Below are 18,907 nucleotides of genomic sequence, written 5' to 3' on the forward strand. Positions count from 1 at the left end.
GCCGCCGAGTCCTCGGCGGAGCAATGCGCGCCCGTCGCGCCGTGGTTTTCCTGCCGGCCTGGGTAGTCTGCGACTGACAGCAGCCCCCTTCCCCCGCTACAATTGTCGACTTTGTCGCAATGCTGGAGCTCAATCTTCCGTGCCCGTTCTGCGTCTTCCGCTTCTCCCTGCCGCGGCAGGTAAACAGCACTGGGGCAACCTGCCCGGTGCCGCCCTGAGCCTGGCCATCGCCGAGGCTGCCAGCGCTGCAAAGCGTTTCACTCTGCTGCTGACCGCCGACAGCCAAAGCGCCGAACGGTTGGAACAGGAGCTGAGTTTTTTCGCTCCGGATTTGCCGGTCTTGCATTTCCCGGACTGGGAAACCCTGCCCTACGATCTGTTCTCACCGCACCAGGACATCATTTCCCAGCGAATCGCCAGCCTTTATCGGCTGCCGGAGCTCAGTCATGGCGTTTTGGTAGTGCCGATCACCACGGCCCTACATCGCCTGGCTCCGACCCAATTCCTGCTCGGCAGCAGCCTGGTGCTGGACATCGGCCAGAAGCTCGACGTCGAACAAATGCGCACCCGCCTCGAGGCCAGTGGCTATCGTTGTGTCGACACGGTGTACGAGCACGGCGAGTTCGCGGTGCGTGGTGCCTTGATCGACCTGTTCCCGATGGGCAGCAAACTGCCGTATCGCATCGACCTGTTCGATGACGAAATCGAGACCCTGCGTACCTTCGACCCGGAAAACCAGCGCTCCATCGACAAAGTGCAGTCGATCCGCCTGTTGCCGGCCAAGGAATTCCCGCTGCAGAAAGACGCCGTGACCCGTTTCAAGGCACGCTTTCGCGAGCGCTTCGATGTGGATTTCCGCCGCTGCCCGATCTTCCAGGACCTGAGCAGCGGGATCACACCCGCCGGTATCGAGTATTACCTGCCGCTGTTTTTCGAAGAAACCTCCACCCTGTTCGATTACCTGCCCCAGGACACCCAGGTGTTTTCCCTGCCAGGCATCGAGCAAGCGGCGGAAAACTTCTGGAACGACGTGCGCAACCGCTACGAAGAGCGTCGCGTCGACCCTTCCCGGCCTTTATTACCGCCAGCCGAACTGTTCCTGCCGGTGGAAGACTGCTTTGCCCGCCTCAAGAGCTGGCCGCGGGTGGTGGCAAGCCAGCAGGACGTGGAAACCGGCGTCGGCCGTGAACGCTTCCCGGCCAAGGCGTTGCCGGACCTGGCCATCGAAGCCAAGGCCACGCAGCCATTGGCGGCACTGGCGGGCTTTCTCGACGCATTCCCCGGTCGCGTCCTGTTCACCGCTGAATCCGCGGGGCGTCGCGAAGTGCTGCTGGAACTGCTCGAACGCCTGAAGCTGCGGCCGAAGACGGTGGACAGCTGGCCGGACTTCGTCGCCGGCAAGGATCGCCTGGCGATCACCATCGCGCCGTTGAACGACGGCCTGGTCCTGGATGACCCGGCCCTGGCGCTGGTGGCGGAAAGTCCTTTGTTCGGCCAGCGCGTCATGCAGCGCCGCCGTCGCGAGAAACGCGCCGACGCCGCCAACGACGCCGTCATCAAGAACCTCACCGAGCTGCGCGAAGGCGCGCCGGTGGTGCACATCGACCACGGCGTTGGCCGCTATCTGGGCCTGGCGACCCTGGAAATCGACAACCAGGCCGCCGAGTTCCTGACCCTGGAATACGCCGAGGGCGCCAAGCTCTACGTGCCAGTGGCGAACCTGCACCTGATCGCCCGCTACACCGGCAGCGACGACGCTCTCGCCCCGCTGCACCGCCTGGGCTCGGAAACCTGGCAGAAAGCCAAGCGCAAGGCGGCCGAACAGGTGCGCGACGTGGCCGCCGAACTGCTGGACATTTATGCCCGTCGCGCCGCCCGCGAGGGCTACGCCTTCGCCGATCCGAAAGCCGACTACGAAACCTTCAGCGCCGGTTTCCCCTTCGAAGAAACCGTCGACCAGCAGACCACCATCGAAGCCGTGCGCGCCGACATGCTCGCGCCCAAGCCCATGGACCGACTGGTGTGCGGCGACGTGGGCTTCGGCAAGACCGAAGTGGCGATGCGCGCCGCATTCATTGCCGTGCACGGCGGCAAGCAGGTGGCGATCCTGGTCCCCACCACCTTGCTCGCCCAGCAGCACTACAACAGTTTCCGCGACCGCTTCGCCGACTGGCCGGTGACCGTGGAAGTGATGAGCCGTTTCAAATCCACCAAGGAAGTGAACGCCGCCGTGGCCGACCTGGCCGAGGGCAAGATCGACATCGTCATCGGCACGCACAAGCTGCTGCAGGACGACGTGAAGATCAAGAACCTGGGGCTGGTGATCATCGACGAAGAACACCGTTTTGGCGTACGCCAGAAAGAACAGCTCAAGGCCCTGCGCAGCGAAGTCGACATCCTGACCCTGACCGCCACGCCGATCCCCCGCACGCTGAACATGGCGGTGTCGGGCATGCGCGACCTGTCGATCATCGCCACGCCACCGGCCCGGCGCCTGTCGGTGCGCACCTTTGTCATGGAGCAGAACAAAAGCACGGTCAAGGAAGCCCTGCTGCGTGAGCTGCTGCGGGGTGGCCAGGTCTATTACCTGCACAACGACGTGAAGACCATCGAGAAATGCGCCGCCGACCTGGCCGAACTGGTGCCGGAAGCACGCATCGGCATCGGCCACGGGCAAATGCGCGAACGTGAACTCGAACAGGTGATGAGCGACTTCTACCACAAGCGCTTCAACGTGCTGATCGCCTCGACCATCATCGAGACCGGCATCGACGTGCCGAGCGCCAACACCATCATCATCGAGCGCGCCGACAAATTCGGCCTGGCCCAGTTGCACCAGTTGCGCGGCCGGGTCGGTCGTAGCCACCACCAAGCCTATGCCTACCTGCTGACGCCACCGCGCCAGCAGATTACCCCGGATGCGGAAAAGCGCCTGGAAGCCATCGCTAACACCCAGGACCTCGGCGCCGGCTTCGTGCTGGCCACCAACGACCTGGAAATCCGTGGCGCCGGCGAATTGCTCGGCGACGGCCAGAGTGGCCAGATCCAGGCCGTCGGCTTCACCCTGTACATGGAAATGCTCGAACGGGCGGTCAAGTCGATCCGCAAGGGCGAGCAGCCGAACCTCGATCAACCCCTGGGCGGCGGGCCGGAAATCAATCTGCGCGTGCCGGCATTGATCCCGGAAGACTACCTGCCGGACGTCCACGCACGGCTGATCCTCTACAAACGCATCGCCTCGGCCAGCGACGAAGAAGGCCTCAAGGACCTGCAGGTGGAGATGATCGACCGCTTCGGCCTGCTGCCGGAACCGACCAAGAACCTGGTGCGCACCACGCTGCTCAAGCTCAAGGCCGAGCAACTGGGCATCAAGAAAGTCGATGGCGGCCCCAACGGCGGCCGGATCGAGTTCGAAGCCCAGACGCCGGTCGACCCGCTGGTGCTGATCAAGTTGATCCAAGGCCAGCCCAAACGCTACAAATTCGAAGGGGCCACGATGTTCAAATTCATGGTGCCCATGGAACGCGCGGAAGAGCGTTTCAATACCGTAGAGGCGCTGTTCGAGCGCCTCACTCCGACCACTGCTTGAAGGACGCCCCATGCGCCTGTTTCGCTCACTGACCTTGTTGTTGACCCTGGTCGCTCCCCTGGCGTTTGCCGACGACCTGTATCAGGTTGAAATGATTCTGGTCCGCCAGAACGCCGAGCCGGCGATTGTCAGCCGCGCCGCACCGGAAGACTGGGACGCCGGCGCGCAACGCCTGGGCGCGGACAGCCAGCGCACGCCAGCCCTGGGCAACATCGTCGAAAAACTCACCGCCAGTGGCCAGTACACGGTATTGATGCACAAGGCCTGGCAGCAGACGCTCGGTGAACAGGGCCGTAAAGTCGCCATCAGCGACGGTGCCGAACAGTTCGGACAATTCCCCATCGAGGGCACCCTGGAACTGAAACTGGGCCGCTTCACCGACGTGGATGCCGATTTCTGGATCAACCAGATCGACGCCAATGGCCTGGTCACCGCCAGCGAGCGCCTCAAACAGCAGAGCCATACCAAGAATGGCCAACTGAATTTCCTCGATAACGGTCACCTCGGCCTGCTGATCAAGATCACCTCGCTGACCGCGCCCGCGCCACGGCAGGCACCTGAAGTCATTCCGGACTGATTGGCGCGCCTATGCCCTCGCCCCTGAGCAAACCCCTGGCACCTTCCTGGGTCAATCGATTCAAGGAACAAAGCCTGGAGCGCGGGCGCCGTTATGCGCTGGAAAACCGCGTCAGGATCGTCGAGGCCGGCGACAGCACCATCACCGCCAGTTGCGAAGGCTCTGGCGGCAACGTCTACCGTCAGACCATTCGCCTTAAAGAGTCTGCCAAGGGCGCGTTGATTCTGCTCGAAGCCGCGTGCTCCTGCCCGGTGCGCATCAACTGCAAGCACTGCGCGGCGGTGTTGTTGCAAGTCCAGGAAACCCTGGCCTACCCGGCCGCCGAAAAAGACGCGCAATTGCTGGAAAAACTCCAAGCCGTGCTGGACAACCGCAGCCCCAAGGCCCCACCGCAAGTGCTGGTGGACAACGTACAACCGGTGCCACGCCTGTGGCTGGCCAGTATCGAGTTCAGCGCCTTCGAGCCACGCAACGGCAAGATGCAACGCTACATCCAGCACCGCGCCGCCTTATCCTTCAGCTATCTGGACGAGTACGTCAGCGGCCAGCGCAACACCGACGTGCTGATTCGCCAGGAAACCCAGACGTTGCGGATAAAACGCCACACCGATGTGGAACAATCCTACCGCGAACAGCTGCGAATCCTCGGCTTCAAGGTCGCGACCCGACAAAGCAAGGCCCTGCCGGAAAGCGCTGGCGAACTGTATGAAATGGTCAACGACAGTGCCTGGCTGACGTTCACCCTCAACGACCTGCCGAAACTGCGCACCCAGGGCTGGGAATTGCAGATCGACGAGGACTTCGGCTTCGACCTGACGGCCGTGGACGAGTGGTACGCCACGGTCGAGGAAACACCGGAACGGGATTGGTTCGACCTGGAACTGGGGATCATCGTCAACGGCGAGCGCCTGAGCCTGCTGCCGATCCTGTTGAACCTGATGCGCTCGCACATCGAGTTGTTCAACCCGGAACGCCTGGCCAGGCGCCGGGACGATGAACTGATTCTGGTCAATCTGCCCAACCGTCCGAACTCCGAATTCGGCCCGCAGCAAGTGGCCCTGCCCTATGGCCGGCTGAAACCGGTGCTGGCGACCCTGGGCGAGTTCTACCTGCAAGAACCCGGCACCACCAAACTGCGCCTCAACAGCGCGGACGCCTTGCGCCTGAACCCGCTGCAGGACATGCCACTGACCTGGGAAGGTGGCGAACATATTCGCGGCCTGGCCCAGCGCCTGCGGGACATCAAGGATTACACCACCACCGCGCCGGAAGGGCTGAACGCGACGCTACGGCCTTATCAACTCGAAGGCTTGAGCTGGATGCAATCACTGCGACAGCTGGAAGTCGGCGGCATCCTCGCGGACGACATGGGCCTGGGTAAAACCCTACAGACCCTGGCGCACATTCTCAGCGAAAAAAATGCCGGGCGCCTCGATCGCCCGTGCATGGTGGTGATGCCCACCAGCCTGATTCCCAACTGGCTCGACGAGGCCGCTCACTTCACGCCGCAACTCAAGGTACTGGCCCTGTATGGCGCCGGGCGCAAAAAGCATTTCGAACGACTGGCCGATTACGACCTGGTCCTCACCACCTATGCCCTGCTACCCAAGGATGTCGAGCGCCTGGCTGCGCAGCCATTGCACGTGCTGATTCTCGATGAAGCCCAGTACATCAAGAACCCCACCAGCAAAGCCGCCCAGGCCGCCCGCGAGCTGAACGCCCGCCAGCGGCTGTGCCTGTCCGGTACGCCCCTGGAAAACCACCTGGGCGAACTGTGGTCGTTGTTTCACTTCCTGCTGCCGGGCTGGCTCGGGGACGTCAAGAGTTTCAACCGCGATTACCGCGTACCGATCGAAAAGCGCGGCAGCGATGTACGACTGCAGCACCTCAACGGTCGGATAAAACCCTTCCTGCTGCGCCGGACCAAGGAACAAGTGGCGACAGAGCTGCCGCCCAAGACCGAGATCATCCATTGGGTCGAACTCAGCGATGCCCAGCGGGACGTCTACGAAACCATGCGCCTGGCGATGGACAAGAAGGTCCGCGACGAGATCACTCGCAAAGGCGTGGCCCGCAGCCAGATCATCATCCTTGAGGCGCTGCTCAAGCTGCGCCAAGTGTGCTGCGACCTGCGCCTGATCAACGACGCCACCCTGCCCGCCCGAGGCAGCACCTCGGGCAAGCTCGACAGCCTGATGGAAATGCTCGACGAGCTGTTTGAAGAAGGCCGTCGGGTGCTGCTGTTTTCCCAGTTCACGTCCATGTTGGCGCTGATTGAAGATGAGCTGAAGAAACGCGGCGTCGATTACGCCATCCTGACCGGCCAGACCCGGGACCGTCGCACGCCCGTCAAGGAATTCCAGAGTGGCAAGCGTCAGATCTTTCTTATCAGCCTGAAGGCCGGTGGTGTAGGCCTGAACCTGACCGAGGCCGACACGGTGATTCACTACGACCCATGGTGGAACCCGGCCACCGAAAACCAGGCTACCGACCGTGCCTATCGCATCGGCCAGGAGAAGCCGGTGTTCGTCTACAAACTGATTGCCCGAGGCACGGTGGAAGAGAAGATCCAGCTACTGCAAAAGGAAAAGTCCGACCTCGCGGCCGGCGTGCTGGACGGACGCGTGGCCGGAGATTGGAAATTGCAGAGCGACGATATCGAAGCGTTGTTCGCGCCATTGCCGGACAAACTGGAAAAGCGCTGACCCCCTCAGTTCCTGTGGGAGTCGCGTTTGCTCGCGATGGCGGTGGTTCAGCTGGCGCAGATGTTGATCGGACTGCCGTCATCGCGAGCAAGCTCGCTCCCACAGGGGAGCTGCAGTGTTCACATAACCTGGGCCCATCACATTGCTCAGCGCTAATCAATCAGCTGGGCAGCCCTCAGCGCGCCGAGCGCCGCCAACCAGCGAGGGTTCTGGCGGTATTCCGTGGAAGCATAGGCCTGGCCGCGCATACGGGCGATCCGCGCCGAAGGCTTGACCTTCAGGCGCTGGGCAGCGCTCAAGGCCAGCTCCGCAGCAGCGCGGTCATTGCATACCAGCCCCATATCACAGCCCGCCGTCAACGCCGCCTCGATACGACTGGCGGCATCACCGACCACATGCGCCCCGGCCATCGACAGGTCATCACTGAAGATCACGCCCTCGAATTGCAACTCACCGCGCAGGATGTCCTGCAACCAGCGGCGGGAAAACCCGGCTGGATTGGCGTCAACCTGCGGATAGATGACATGGGCCGGCATCACGGCGGCCAGTTGCTTGCTCAGCCTGGCAAACGGTACCAGGTCGTTGGCCCGAATCTGTTCGAGGCTGCGTTCATCGGTCGGAATCGCCACATGGGAATCGGCCTCGGCCCAGCCATGCCCCGGGAAGTGCTTGCCGGTGGCTGCCATGCCGGCGGCGCTCATACCACGGATGAAGGCACCGGCGAGTAACGCCGCGCGCGCGGGGTCGCCTTCAAAGGAACGACTGCCGACGACAGCGCTGCGCTGATAGTCGAGATCCAGCACCGGGGCAAAACTCAAGTCGAGACCGACCGCCAGCACTTCGGTGGCCATGATCCAGCCGCACTGCTCGGCCAGGTATTCGGCGTTCGGGTTGTCGGCTATCGCACGCATCGCCGGCAACCGCACAAAGCCCTGGCGCAGCCGCTGAACGCGACCACCTTCCTGGTCCACCGCCAGTAAAAGGTCGGGACGGATGGCGCGGATCGACGCGCTCAGCTCGCGCACTTGCCGCGGATGCTCGATATTGCGGGCAAAAATGATCAGGCCGCCCACTTCTGGCTGGCGCAACAGGTGGCGATCTTCGGCCGTCAGCCAGGTACCGGCGACGTCCACCATCAACGAGCCTTGCAGGCCAGCAGTCATAGCATTTCCTTAATAACGATGAACCCGCGCGATGACAGGCATGAGCAAACTGCCAGGCCCAAAGCCCGGCAGGTCGCGGTCATGCACTAAAGAATGGAACGGGTTCGAAACGAGTGTCGGCATGGGCGGCTAGCTTAGCGGATGTGGGCAGCCGCGCCCACCCATGCACTCAAGCCTTGGCCAGCGTCGGCGTCGACTTGCTGCGTGGACGCAGTTGCGCGGCCGCCATGGCCTCATCGGTGACCCCGCTTTCGGCACGCATGCCGGCCGCCAGGAACGGCACCATCAGGCGCATCACCTGCTCGATCGAGGTGTTCACGCCAAAATCGGTTTCAGCGATGGCCCGCAGCGCCTTGATCCCGGACATACTGAACGCGGCGGCACCGAGCATGAAGTGCACTCGCCAGAACAACTCGATGGGCGGGATGCGCGGTGCGGCTTCGTTGACCAACAGCATGTAGCGACGGAACACCTTGCCGTACATGTCTTCCAGGTAACGCCGCAGGTGGCCCTGGCTCTGGCTGAAGGCCAGGCCCAGCAGGCGCATGAAAATGGACAGGTCGTTACCGCTGCGCGGCTGCACGACAAGGGCTTGCTCGACCAGGATTTCCAGCAGCTCTTCCAGGGTAGGCTTGACGTCAGGCTTGGCCTGGCGCCGCTCCAGTTCACGATCGAGGCTGAGGCAGAAAGGCCCGAGGAAGCGCGAGAAGACCGCTTGGATCAAGGCCTTTTTCGAGCCGAAGTGATAGTTCACCGCCGCCAGGTTGACTCCGGCCTTGCTGGTGATCAGACGCAATGAGGTTTCGGCGAAACCTTTTTCCGCGAACAACTGCTCGGCAGCATCGAGAATGCGTTCAACGGTTTCCGACTGGGCCATGGTTACTCCGCCTGACAAACACTTGTTTGAAACATACGTTTCAGCCTAAGGGTTGTCAAGCCTGCCGGGGCGTTTTGCGAACGCCCGGTCACGTATTTAACCACACCTTTTCACAGGGGGTAGCCCTGCCCCATCCAACAACCTGACCGACCGTCCAGCGGCCAGTGGAAAAAGGAGGATTGCCAAGTGGCGTCCACTGTATATAATCCCAGTCACTGTATAAAAAGACAGAGCGATCAATATGCTAAAGCTGACGCCACGCCAAGCAGAGATTCTGGCCTTCATCAAACGCTGCCTCGAAGACAACGGCTACCCACCGACCCGTGCGGAAATCGCCCAGGAACTGGGTTTCAAGTCGCCCAACGCGGCTGAAGAACACCTCAAGGCGCTGGCGCGCAAGGGCGCTATCGAAATGACCCCGGGCGCATCCCGTGGCATTCGTATCCCCGGCTTCGAAGCCAAGGCCGACGAAACCACCCTGCCAATCATCGGCCGGGTCGCGGCGGGCGCACCGATCCTTGCCCAGCAGCACGTCGAGGAGTCCTGCAACATCAACCCTTCGTTCTTTCATCCCCGGGCCGATTACCTGCTTCGTGTACACGGCATGAGCATGAAGGACATCGGCATCTTCGACGGTGACCTCCTGGCCGTCCACACCACCCGCGAAGCCCGCAATGGCCAGATCGTGGTGGCGCGAATCGGCGACGAGGTAACCGTCAAGCGCTTCAAGCGCGACGGCAGCAAGGTCTGGCTCATTGCCGAGAACCCGGAGTTCGCCCCCATCGAAGTGAACCTGAAAGATCAGGACCTGGTCATCGAAGGCTTGAGCGTCGGCGTCATTCGCCGCTAAAGGAGGCTTTATGCAGTTCCCTCACACACCACAACACACACAACTTCCGCTGTTCGAGGCATTCATGGCCCAACCGCTGGTTCCAGTCCTGAAAGAGGTCATCGAGTCGCCTTGGGGCGTCGAACCCGAGGCCTTCAGCGAACTGTCGTTACGTGGTGCGGCCGGAAACTGCCTGAACCTGCTGGCGCCGATTCTGCGAGAACTCAGCCAGGACCAGGATGCTCGCTGGTTGACGCTGATCGCCCCACCGGCCAGCGTTACCCAGGCCTGGCTGCGGGACGCCGGCCTGAACCGTGAGCGCATCCTGTTGCTGCAGCCGCGTGGCACCCAAAGCGCCCAACAGTTGACTTGCGAGGCCTTGCGCCTGGGCCGTAGCCACACCGTGGTCAGCTGGCTCAACCCATTGACCACGGCCGCACGGCAACAGTTGATCAGCGCCGCCCGCACCGGGGACGCACAAAGCCTGAATATTCGATTGGGCTAAGACAAACGCGGGGCTTCTCCAAAGTAGAGAAGCCGACCAGCCACACGATTCAAAAAAGCCGACAGACGGGATCAGTGAAGAACCCGCGGCCCCTCTTCCTTGTTGAATTCGCCTTCAACCAGGCGACCTGCCATCTGGACGCCCACGCTCAGCATCGCCTTGGCGACTTCGACGTGTTGGCCTTGAAGGAATACCTTGGCATCTTCGGAGAAGTTCAAGGTAACCAGAGAACCCTCGTCCTCGGCCCTGCGCAGCTCGATGCGGCCATCAGGAAGTTCGACAATTTCTAGAAAGGACGTAGGCATAAAAGTCTGTTCTCCACGAAAGGCGAGGATTATATAGTCATCGGCCAGGCTCCGCTCGGGATCTTGACCAAGCGTTATCAACGAACGTAACGGGCCGAGGGGAAAATCAGCACTCGTTCAACCCGTCACGAAAACGTATCGCCAGGCTCTTGAGGTTCTGGCGCCAGCTCTCCAACTCCTCCCGGCTCAACTCCTGCTCTGGGTCTTGCTCATCCAGATTGACCGCCACGATCAACGGTTGGGTTACGTCCCCCTTGGGCTTGCGCGGGGCCCGGGGCGGCTCGAACAGCGCCGCATGGGCCGCCAATAACTTCGCAAGCCAGGTTTCCGGGTTATGCGCCAGCTCGACCATTTCGGCCAGCTCCGGAATCGCGATGGTTTCCAGCACTTCGCGGGTCAACAGCAGCTCGGCCCGAGGGGCATTCGCTTGTGGCAGGCGATAGAAACCGGCGATTTCATGGCACAACCCCAACAACGCACCGTACAGGTGAAACAGCGCGGACTCACGTCCTGCCTGGAGCAGCGCCGGGGAGTTCATCGCACGCCCATCCTCGGCCCTGGTGAGTGCTTCGAGCGACAGGCCGGCGAAATAGATTTTCTGATTGGTGCGGGTATAGAGTTCGTGGGCCATGGCGGCATCTCCCCAACGAATGAAAGCTTCACGCAAGTGCGACAGTGTCGTGGATCAACCGCGGCCACTGCAAGCCAAAAACAAAAAGGCCGCATGAAAACCCATGGGTTGTCATGCGGCCTTTTGCTCAGTCGGGTCCTGCCTGGGACGGCTGCGCCATCCAGCGCGAGCAAGCTCCCTTGCCACAGGGACCCTCGCTTAGCCCCGCATCTTCAAGCAGGCGCCACCATCAGCGCTTGTCTTCGACCGTCCACTTACCGCCGTCGTAATAGGCCTTCCAGCCGGTCGGCTTGCCATCGACTTCGGTCTGCACGTACTGCTCCTTGGTCTTGCGGCTGTAGCGAATGACCGCAGGACGCCCGTCCGGATCCTTCTGCGGTGCCTCGCAGAGGAAATGGTACTTCGGATCGATTTCGTCCTTGTGCGGCACGATCTCCATCACCAATGGCGCACGGGTCTCACGGTTTTTCGGAAACTGGCTGGCTGCCAGGAACAGGCCGGAAGCGCCGTCACGCAAGATATAGGTGTCGTTGACTTTCTCGCACTTGAGCTCCGGCATTTTCACCGGATCCATCTTCGGCGGCGCCGCGTCACCGCTCTTGAGCAGTTTGCGGGTGTTCTTGCAGGTCGGGTTGGTGCAGCCGAAGAACTTGCCGAAACGGCCGGTCTTGAGTTGCATCTCGCTGCCACACTTGTCGCATTCCAGGCTCGGGCCTTCATAGCCCTTGATGCGATAAGTGCCCTCTTCGATCTCGTAGCCGGCACAGTCCGGATTGTTACCGCAGATGTGCAGCTTGCGTTTCTCATCCAGCAGGTAGGCGTCCATCGCCGTGCTGCAGATCGGGCAGCGATGCTTGCCACGCAGCACCAGGGATTCCGACTCGCCCTCGTCGTCGGCTGCGATTTCATCGCCCGGGACCAGGTTGACCGTCGCCTTGCAACGCTCCTTGGGTGGCAGGCTGTAGCCCGAGCAACCGAGGAAGACACCGGTCGAGGCGGTCCGGATTTGCATCGGACGGCCGCAGGTCAGGCACGGGATGTCGGTCATGACCGGCTGGTTGGCCCGCATGCCGTTGTCCGGGCTCTCCGCCACTTCAAGTTTTTTCTTGAAGTCGCCGTAGAACTCGTCGAGAACGTTTTTCCAGTCCCGCTCGCCCTGGGCCACATCGTCGAGGTTCTCTTCCATGCCGGCGGTGAAGCCGTAGTCCATCAGGTTCGAGAAGCTCTCGGACAAACGCTCGGTGACGATGTCACCCATCTTTTCCGAATAGAAACGACGGTTGTGCAGCGCCACATAACCGCGGTCCTGGATGGTGGAAATGATGGCGGCGTAGGTCGAAGGACGACCGATGCCGCGCTTTTCCATTTCCTTGACCAGGCTGGCTTCGGAGTAACGGGCCGGCGGCTTGGTGAAATGCTGGGTCGGATCGAGCTTGATCAGCTTCATCACGTCGCCCTGGGCCATATCCGGCAGGACGTCGTCATCCCCAGGCTTGGTGATTTGCGGCATGACGCGGGTGTAGCCGTCGAACTTCAGGATGCGCCCCTTGGCACGCAACTCGAAGTCACCGGCACCGACGCTGACCGTGGTCGACAGGTATTGCGCCGGCAGCATCTGGCAAGCCAGGAACTGGCGCCAGATCAGCTCATATAGACGCTCGGCATCGCGTTCCATGCCCGACAGCTTGCTTGGCTCGGTGTTGGCGTCAGACGGACGAATCGCTTCGTGCGCCTCTTGCGCGCCTTCCTTGCTACTGTAGACGTTCGGCGTTTCCGGCAGGTATTTCTTGCCGAACTCGCTTTCTATATAAGTGCGCGCCATCGCCACGGCATCGACCGAAAGGTTGGTCGAGTCGGTACGCATATAGGTGATGTAGCCGGCTTCGTACAGACGTTGGGCCATCATCATGGTTTTCTTCACACCAAAGCCCAGGCGGTTGCTCGCGGCCTGTTGCAGCGTGGAGGTGATGAACGGCGCCGATGGCTTGCTGCTGGTCGGCTTGTCTTCGCGCTTGACAATGCTGTAGCTGGAAGCCTTGAGCTTCTCCAGCGCAGCCATGGCCTGGGCCTCGTTGAGCGGCTTGAAGGCCTCGCCCTTCTCGCGGGCCACGTCGAAGCGCACGGTCGCGCCCTTGGCGGTGCCGAGGTCGGCGTGGACCTCCCAGTACTCTTCAGGGATGAACGCCCGGATCTCGCGCTCGCGCTCCACCACCAGCTTCACGGCGACCGACTGCACTCGCCCGGCCGACAGGCCACGGGCGATCTTGGCCCACAGCAGCGGCGAGACCATGTAGCCCACCACGCGGTCGAGGAAGCGACGCGCCTGCTGGGCGTTGACCCGATCGATATCCAGCTCGCCCGGTTGGGAGAAGGCTTCCTGAATGGCCTTCTTGGTGATTTCGTTGAACACCACACGCTTGTAGCGGCTGTCATCCCCACCGATGGCTTCGCGCAGGTGCCAGGCAATGGCTTCCCCTTCGCGGTCCAAGTCCGTCGCGAGATAGATGGTGTCGGCATCCTTGGCGAGCCGGCGCAGCTCTTCGATGACCTTTTCCTTGCCCGGGAGGATTTCGTACTTGGCTTTCCAGCCGTGTTCCGGATCGACCCCCATGCGTGAGACCAGTTGCTTGCGCGCCTTTTCTTTCGGCGACAGCGCCGGCGCTTCACCAGCCGCAGCCTTACCGCGCTTGGCGGCAGGCTCCTTACTGGCGCTAGCCGAACCGCTGGTGGGCAGGTCTCGGATATGGCCGATACTCGACTTCACCACGTATTGGTTGCCCAGATACTTGTTGATGGTCTTGGCCTTAGCCGGGGATTCCACAATGACCAGCGATTTGCCCATGGATCAGAAAATTCCTGAATTCTAAAAAGTGAAAGGCGGTTGGCGCCTGACGCGGCACCGCTATATATAGTGGCTGAAAGGTGAGGTCAAGCGCAGGGTTGCCCACATATCGGCCTCAAGGCTTGGAAAAAATGCTCTCCTCGGCCTGCACCAAAGCAAAGCGTGGCACCTGTTCGCCGTCAACCTCGACGGACTCCTGGAACATGCTCAAGGGACGCACCCAAAAGCCGTAATCGCCATACAGGGCTTGATAGAACACCACTTCTTCTTCGGTCTCGGAATGCCGCGCGATGCTGAATACGCGGTACTGCGGACCTTTGTAATGCTGGTAGAGCCCAGGTTGTATCGGCATGTCTTGGCCCTCACTCAAATCTTTTCAAAATAAAAACAAAATTTTTCTAATAAACCCGGAAAAAACAAAAACCGGGGCACTTGGCCCCGGCTTCCATCGACGCAACGCTTAGACGCGTTCGAAGACAGTGGCGATGCCCTGGCCGAGGCCAATGCACATGGTGGACACACCGAAGGTGCCGCCATTCTGCTTCATGACGTTGAGCAACGTGCCGGAGATACGCGCACCGGAGCAACCGAACGGGTGACCCAGGGCGATCGCGCCGCCGTGCAGGTTAACCTTCTCGTTCATCTTGTCGAGCACTTTCAAATCTTTCAGCACGGGCAGGGCCTGTGCGGCGAAAGCTTCGTTGAGCTCGAAGAAGTCGATATCGGCAATACCCAGGCCTGCGCGCTTCAAGGCTTTCTGCGTGGCCGGTACTGGACCATAGCCCATGATCGCCGGGTCCACACCCGCCACAGCCATCGAACGAATCACCGCCATCGGCTGGATACCCAGGTCCTGGGCACGCTGGGCCGACATCACGATCATGCACGAGGCACCGTCGGTGATTTGCGACGAAGTACCCGCTGTCACGGTGCCACCCTTCGGATTGAAGGCCGGCTTGAGGGCCGCCAAGCTTTCCAGGGTGGTTTCCGGACGAATGGTTTCGTCGTAGTCGAACAGCTTCAGGAAACCGTTCTCGTCGTAGCCCTGCATCGGGATGATCTCATCCTTGAACTTGCCTTCCACGGTCGCCTTGTGGGCGAGCTGGTGGGAGCGCACGCCGAAGGCGTCCTGCTGTTCGCGGGTGATGCCGTGCATTTTGCCCAGCATTTCCGCGGTCAGGCCCATCATGCCCGAGGCTTTTGCCGCGTACAGCGACATGTGCGGGTTCGGATCGACGCCGTGCATCATGCTCACGTGGCCCATGTGCTCGACACCACCGACGACGAACACATCGCCGTTGCCGGTCATGATCGCCTGGGCGGCGGTGTGCAGCGCGCTCATGGACGAACCGCACAGGCGGCTGACGGTCTGGCCCGCCGCGGTGTGAGGAATCTGGGTCATCAGCGAGGCCATGCGGGCGATGTTCCAGCCCTGCTCCAGGGTCTGGTTCACACAGCCCCAGATCACGTCTTCGACTTCGTTGGGGTCGACCTTGACGTTGCGCTCCAGCAGCTTGCTGATCAGGTGCGCCGACATGTCTTCGGCGCGGGTGTTGCGGTGCATGCCGCCCTTGGAGCGGCCCATCGGCGTACGACCGAAGTCGACAATCACGACGTCTCTAGGATTCAAGCTCATAAATGTTCTCTCGCTCTAGTCGTTGGGCGCTTAACCGAAGAAACGCTGGCCGTTCTTGGCCATCTCACGCAGCTTCGCGGTCGGGTGGTACAGCGCGCCCAGATCAGCGTACTGGTCAGCCAGGGCAACGAACTCGGCCACACCGATCGAATCGATGTAACGCAGCGCACCGCCACGGAATGGAGGGAAACCGATACCGTAGACCAGACCCATGTCGGCTTCAGCGGCGGTTTCGACAATGCCGTCTTCCAGGCAGCGCACGGTTTCGAGGCACAGCGGGATCATCATCCAGTTGATGATGTCCTCGTCGGTGACTTCGCGCTGCTCGTAGACGATCGGCTTGAGCACTTCCAGCACCGACGAGTCGGCGACTTTCTTCTGTTTGCCGCGCTTATCGGTCTCGTAGGCGTAGAAGCCCTTGCCGTTCTTCTGGCCCAGGCGCTTGGCTTCGTAGAGTACGTCGACGGCCGAACGACGGTCGTCCTTCATGCGGTCTGGGAAGCCTTCAGCCATGACGTCGCGACCGTGGTGGCCGGTGTCGATGCCGACCACATCCATCAGGTACGCCGGGCCCATCGGCCAGCCGAATTTTTCCATGATCTTGTCGATGCGCACGAAGTCCACACCGGCGCTGACCAGCTTGGCGAAACCGCCGAAGTACGGAAACAGCACGCGGTTGACCAAAAAGCCCGGGCAGTCGTTGACGACGATCGGGTTCTTGCCCATTTTCTTGGCGTAGGCCACGGTGGTGGCTACGGCCAGCTCGCTGGACTTCTCGCCACGGATCACTTCCACCAGCGGCATCATGTGCACCGGGTTGAAGAAGTGCATGCCGACGAAGTTTTCCGGACGCTTGAGGGCCTTGGCCAGCAGCGAAATGGAGATGGTCGAGGTGTTCGAGGCGAGGATGGTGTCCTCTTTGACTTTGTCTTCGACTTCAGCCAGTACCGCCTGCTTGACCTTCGGGTTCTCGACAACCGCTTCAACTACCAGGTCGACATGGCCGAAATCGCCATACGACAGGGTCGGACGAATGCCGTTGAGCACTTCGGCCATCTTCGCGGCGGTCATGCGACCTTTGTCGACGCGGCCGACCAGCAGCTTTGCGGCTTCGGCCAGGCCCTGCTCGATCCCGTGTTCGTTGATGTCCTTCATCAGGATCGGTGTGCCTTTGGACGCCGACTGGTAGGCGATACCGCCCCCCATGATACCGGCGCCGAGCACCGCGGCCTGCTTCACGTCACGGGCGATTTCGTCGTAGGCCTTGGCCTTTTTCTTCAGTTCCTGGTCGTTGAGGAACAGACCGATCAGGCTTTGTGCAGCCGAGGTCTTGGCCAGCTTGACGAAGCCGGCGGCCTCGACTTCCAGGGCTTTGTCGCGACCGAAGTTCGCGGCTTTCTGGATGGTCTTGATCGCTTCGACCGGCGCCGGGTAGTTCGGGCCTGCCTGACCGGCCACGAAACCCTTGGCGGTTTCGAAGGCCATCATTTGTTCGATGGCGTTGAGCTTGAGCTTTTCCAGCTTCGGCTGGCGCTTGGCCTTGTAGTCGAATTCGCCGCTGATGGCACGCTTGATGGTTTCAAGGGCCGCTTCCTGGAGCTTGCCAGGCTCGACCACGGCATCCACGGCACCGACTTTCAGCGCGTCTTCGGCACGGTTTTCCTTGCCGGCGGCAATCCACTCGATAGCGTTGTCGGTACCGATCAGGCGCGGCAGGCGCACGGTGCCGCCAAAGCCCGGGTAGATGCCCAGCTTAACTTCCGGCAGGCCGATCTTGGCCGTGGTGGCCATGACGCGGTAATCCGCCGCCAGGCACATTTCCAGGCCGCCACCCAGGGCGATGCCGTTGATGGCCGCAACGGTCGGTACGTTGAGGTCTTCGAAGTCGCTGAAAATACGGTTGGCTTCGAGGTTGCCAGCGATCAGTTCGGCATCGGGCAGCTTGAAGTTGTCGACGAATTCGGTGATGTCGGCACCAACGATGAACACGTCCTTGCCGCTGCTGACGATCACACCCTTGATCGAAGCATCTGCCTTGATAGTGTCTACGGCCTGACGCAATTCATTCAGGGTTAGACGGTTGAACTTGTTGACGGACTCACCCTTGAGGTCGAATTTCAGTTCGACGATGCCACTTTCAAGAGCCTTAACCGTGATGGCTTTACCTTCGTAAATCATCAACTGATCTCCACGATATGGAAGCTGAACAGTACACGTTGGACGCTGACCCACTGGTTCGACACTGACGTTACCGTCGATGCTACGCCAATCCGCCAGGCACACCCGTCAACGCGATAGTCGGGGTCTGTAGGAGCCGTCTGAAAATACAAACGCTCAATTCATACGCCCGTTTGATTTGGGTACGTCACCTTCACGGAATTTCCGACAATTGTCAATCGCCCTAAACACAGGCGTGAACGCGACTTTACGGTCATTTTCGTACCCTGCGGATCCGCAACACGGCGCCGCATGAGTAGCCATTCATAGAATCAATCATTAGAAAAATCGCCCTAATTCCAGACAGATCGGATCCAGCCGACTACGCTGTCGGGAATGCGATTGAATTTTGCAAAATGAAGGGCGCTGCGAACGCACGCCCTGACACAAGATGGATTACCGGCCTGCCTGGCCAACCCGCCCGATGAGACTGTCGGGCTTTTTTATGCCCGATGTAGAAGCTGCCGAAGGCTGCGATCTTTTGATCTTTCACTCAAGAGCCTGGAAAGATCGCAGCCTCGCTGTGCTCGACAGCGCCTAAAGCGCGTCAGGCCAGCGCCTTCAGCACCGAGGAAATCTCCTGTAAAACACTCACCTCGCCTTTCTCGCCCCAATACAAGGCGATCATTTGCCGGTCGGCTTCAACTTTGTAGACGTTGGCCGGCAATTTTTCGAAATGATTGAGCAGGGACTCATCCAGGCAGACTTCCCGCCACTGATTGACCCAGACGCCCGGCGCAGTTTGCCAGTAGCTCCAGCAGGCCGGCTGGCTGCCGCGCCGGGGCCGATAGTACTGGGCACAGGGGTTTGGCGGCTGTTGGTCGAGCCAGTGCGGCCACTCTTGTGGCGCCAGTTGCATGGCCAGGCCCAGGCGTCGCGCTTCCATGCGCAGGGCCATGCGACCGCTCTGTACACGGGACGGACGCAACCATGCCAGCGGACTTAACACCACCAACAGGATTGACAGCACTATCCAGACCGTCATATTCGTACTCCCCGATTCTGATGAGCCCATTGACCCAGATCGCGTC

The 18,907-nt window shown here is 61.0% G+C and carries 14 protein-coding genes; 5 read left to right on the forward strand and 9 right to left on the reverse strand.

All coding sequences use genetic code 11. The features are described 5' to 3' along the window. Window positions 1-139 precede the first annotated feature (139 nt). The 3 genes from mfd to BT125_RS14070 are packed head-to-tail and all read left to right on the forward strand — an operon-like array spanning window position 140 to window position 6,871. Entirely contained in the window at window positions 140-3,589 is a 3,450-nt protein-coding gene (gene mfd / locus BT125_RS14060; protein WP_072407814.1) for a transcription-repair coupling factor, read from the forward strand. A gap of 10 nt (window positions 3,590-3,599) precedes the next feature. Continuing rightward, entirely contained in the window at window positions 3,600-4,166 is a 567-nt protein-coding gene (locus BT125_RS14065) for a CsiV family protein (protein ID WP_060738405.1), read from the forward strand. An 11-nt stretch (window positions 4,167-4,177) separates the two neighbouring features. Next, window positions 4,178-6,871 (forward strand): DEAD/DEAH box helicase, encoded by a 2,694-nt coding sequence (locus BT125_RS14070; protein WP_072407816.1) that lies wholly within the window; start codon window positions 4,178-4,180, stop codon window positions 6,869-6,871. A gap of 152 nt (window positions 6,872-7,023) precedes the next feature. Here BT125_RS14070 and nagZ read toward each other — a convergent pair whose 3' ends face one another. Both nagZ and BT125_RS14080 read right to left on the reverse strand, forming a co-directional pair. Next, window positions 7,024-8,022, reverse strand: a complete 999-nt coding sequence (gene nagZ / locus BT125_RS14075) for a beta-N-acetylhexosaminidase (protein ID WP_170866835.1) — start codon at window positions 8,020-8,022, stop codon at window positions 7,024-7,026. Between the two features lie 181 nt (window positions 8,023-8,203). Beyond that, window positions 8,204-8,911 carry a TetR/AcrR family transcriptional regulator gene (locus BT125_RS14080; protein ID WP_072407820.1) on the reverse strand — a complete coding sequence of 236 codons (708 nt, stop codon included), beginning with the start codon at window positions 8,909-8,911 and terminating at the stop codon, window positions 8,204-8,206. Between the two features lie 241 nt (window positions 8,912-9,152). Between BT125_RS14080 and lexA the strand changes: the two genes are divergently transcribed. After that, a complete protein-coding gene (gene lexA, locus BT125_RS14085) occupies window positions 9,153-9,761 on the forward strand; it encodes a transcriptional repressor LexA (protein ID WP_003199651.1) in 609 nt (202 codons plus the stop codon). A 10-nt stretch (window positions 9,762-9,771) separates the two neighbouring features. After that, on the forward strand, window positions 9,772-10,245 hold the full coding sequence (sulA, locus tag BT125_RS14090; RefSeq protein WP_060738408.1) for an SOS-induced cell division inhibitor SulA: 474 nt from the start codon (window positions 9,772-9,774) through the stop codon (window positions 10,243-10,245). A 71-nt stretch (window positions 10,246-10,316) separates the two neighbouring features. Here the strand turns inward: sulA and BT125_RS14095 are convergent, their stop codons facing one another. The 7 genes from BT125_RS14095 to BT125_RS14125 all read right to left on the reverse strand — a co-directional run bounded on the left by BT125_RS14095 (window position 10,317) and on the right by BT125_RS14125 (window position 18,861). Next, a complete protein-coding gene (locus BT125_RS14095; RefSeq protein WP_003183419.1) occupies window positions 10,317-10,550 on the reverse strand; it encodes a hypothetical protein in 234 nt (77 codons plus the stop codon). 106 nt (window positions 10,551-10,656) lie between these two features. After that, the gene (locus tag BT125_RS14100; protein ID WP_072347518.1) at window positions 10,657-11,181 is read right to left on the reverse strand and encodes a DUF6586 family protein; all 525 of its coding nucleotides are present in this window, start codon (window positions 11,179-11,181) and stop codon (window positions 10,657-10,659) included. 229 nt (window positions 11,182-11,410) lie between these two features. Continuing rightward, complete coding sequence (topA, locus tag BT125_RS14105) at window positions 11,411-14,023, reverse strand: type I DNA topoisomerase (protein ID WP_072407822.1); 2,613 nt, start codon at window positions 14,021-14,023, stop codon at window positions 11,411-11,413. A 115-nt stretch (window positions 14,024-14,138) separates the two neighbouring features. Then, window positions 14,139-14,375 (reverse strand): DUF1653 domain-containing protein, encoded by a 237-nt coding sequence (locus tag BT125_RS14110; RefSeq protein WP_025212748.1) that lies wholly within the window; start codon window positions 14,373-14,375, stop codon window positions 14,139-14,141. Between the two features lie 108 nt (window positions 14,376-14,483). Beyond that, entirely contained in the window at window positions 14,484-15,659 is a 1,176-nt protein-coding gene (gene fadA, locus BT125_RS14115) for an acetyl-CoA C-acyltransferase FadA (protein WP_024618393.1), read from the reverse strand. 30 nt (window positions 15,660-15,689) lie between these two features. Then, window positions 15,690-17,837: a fatty acid oxidation complex subunit alpha FadB gene (gene fadB / locus BT125_RS14120; RefSeq protein ID WP_072407823.1), complete on the reverse strand. Its 2,148-nt coding sequence runs from the start codon at window positions 17,835-17,837 to the stop codon at window positions 15,690-15,692. A gap of 586 nt (window positions 17,838-18,423) precedes the next feature. Then, window positions 18,424-18,861: a hypothetical protein gene (locus BT125_RS14125; protein WP_072407825.1), complete on the reverse strand. Its 438-nt coding sequence runs from the start codon at window positions 18,859-18,861 to the stop codon at window positions 18,424-18,426. Window positions 18,862-18,907: the final 46 nt, after the last annotated feature.

It is taken from the genome of Pseudomonas sp. NFACC04-2, assembly GCF_900119265.1.
GTDB lineage: Bacteria > Pseudomonadota > Gammaproteobacteria > Pseudomonadales > Pseudomonadaceae > Aquipseudomonas > Aquipseudomonas fluorescens_AA.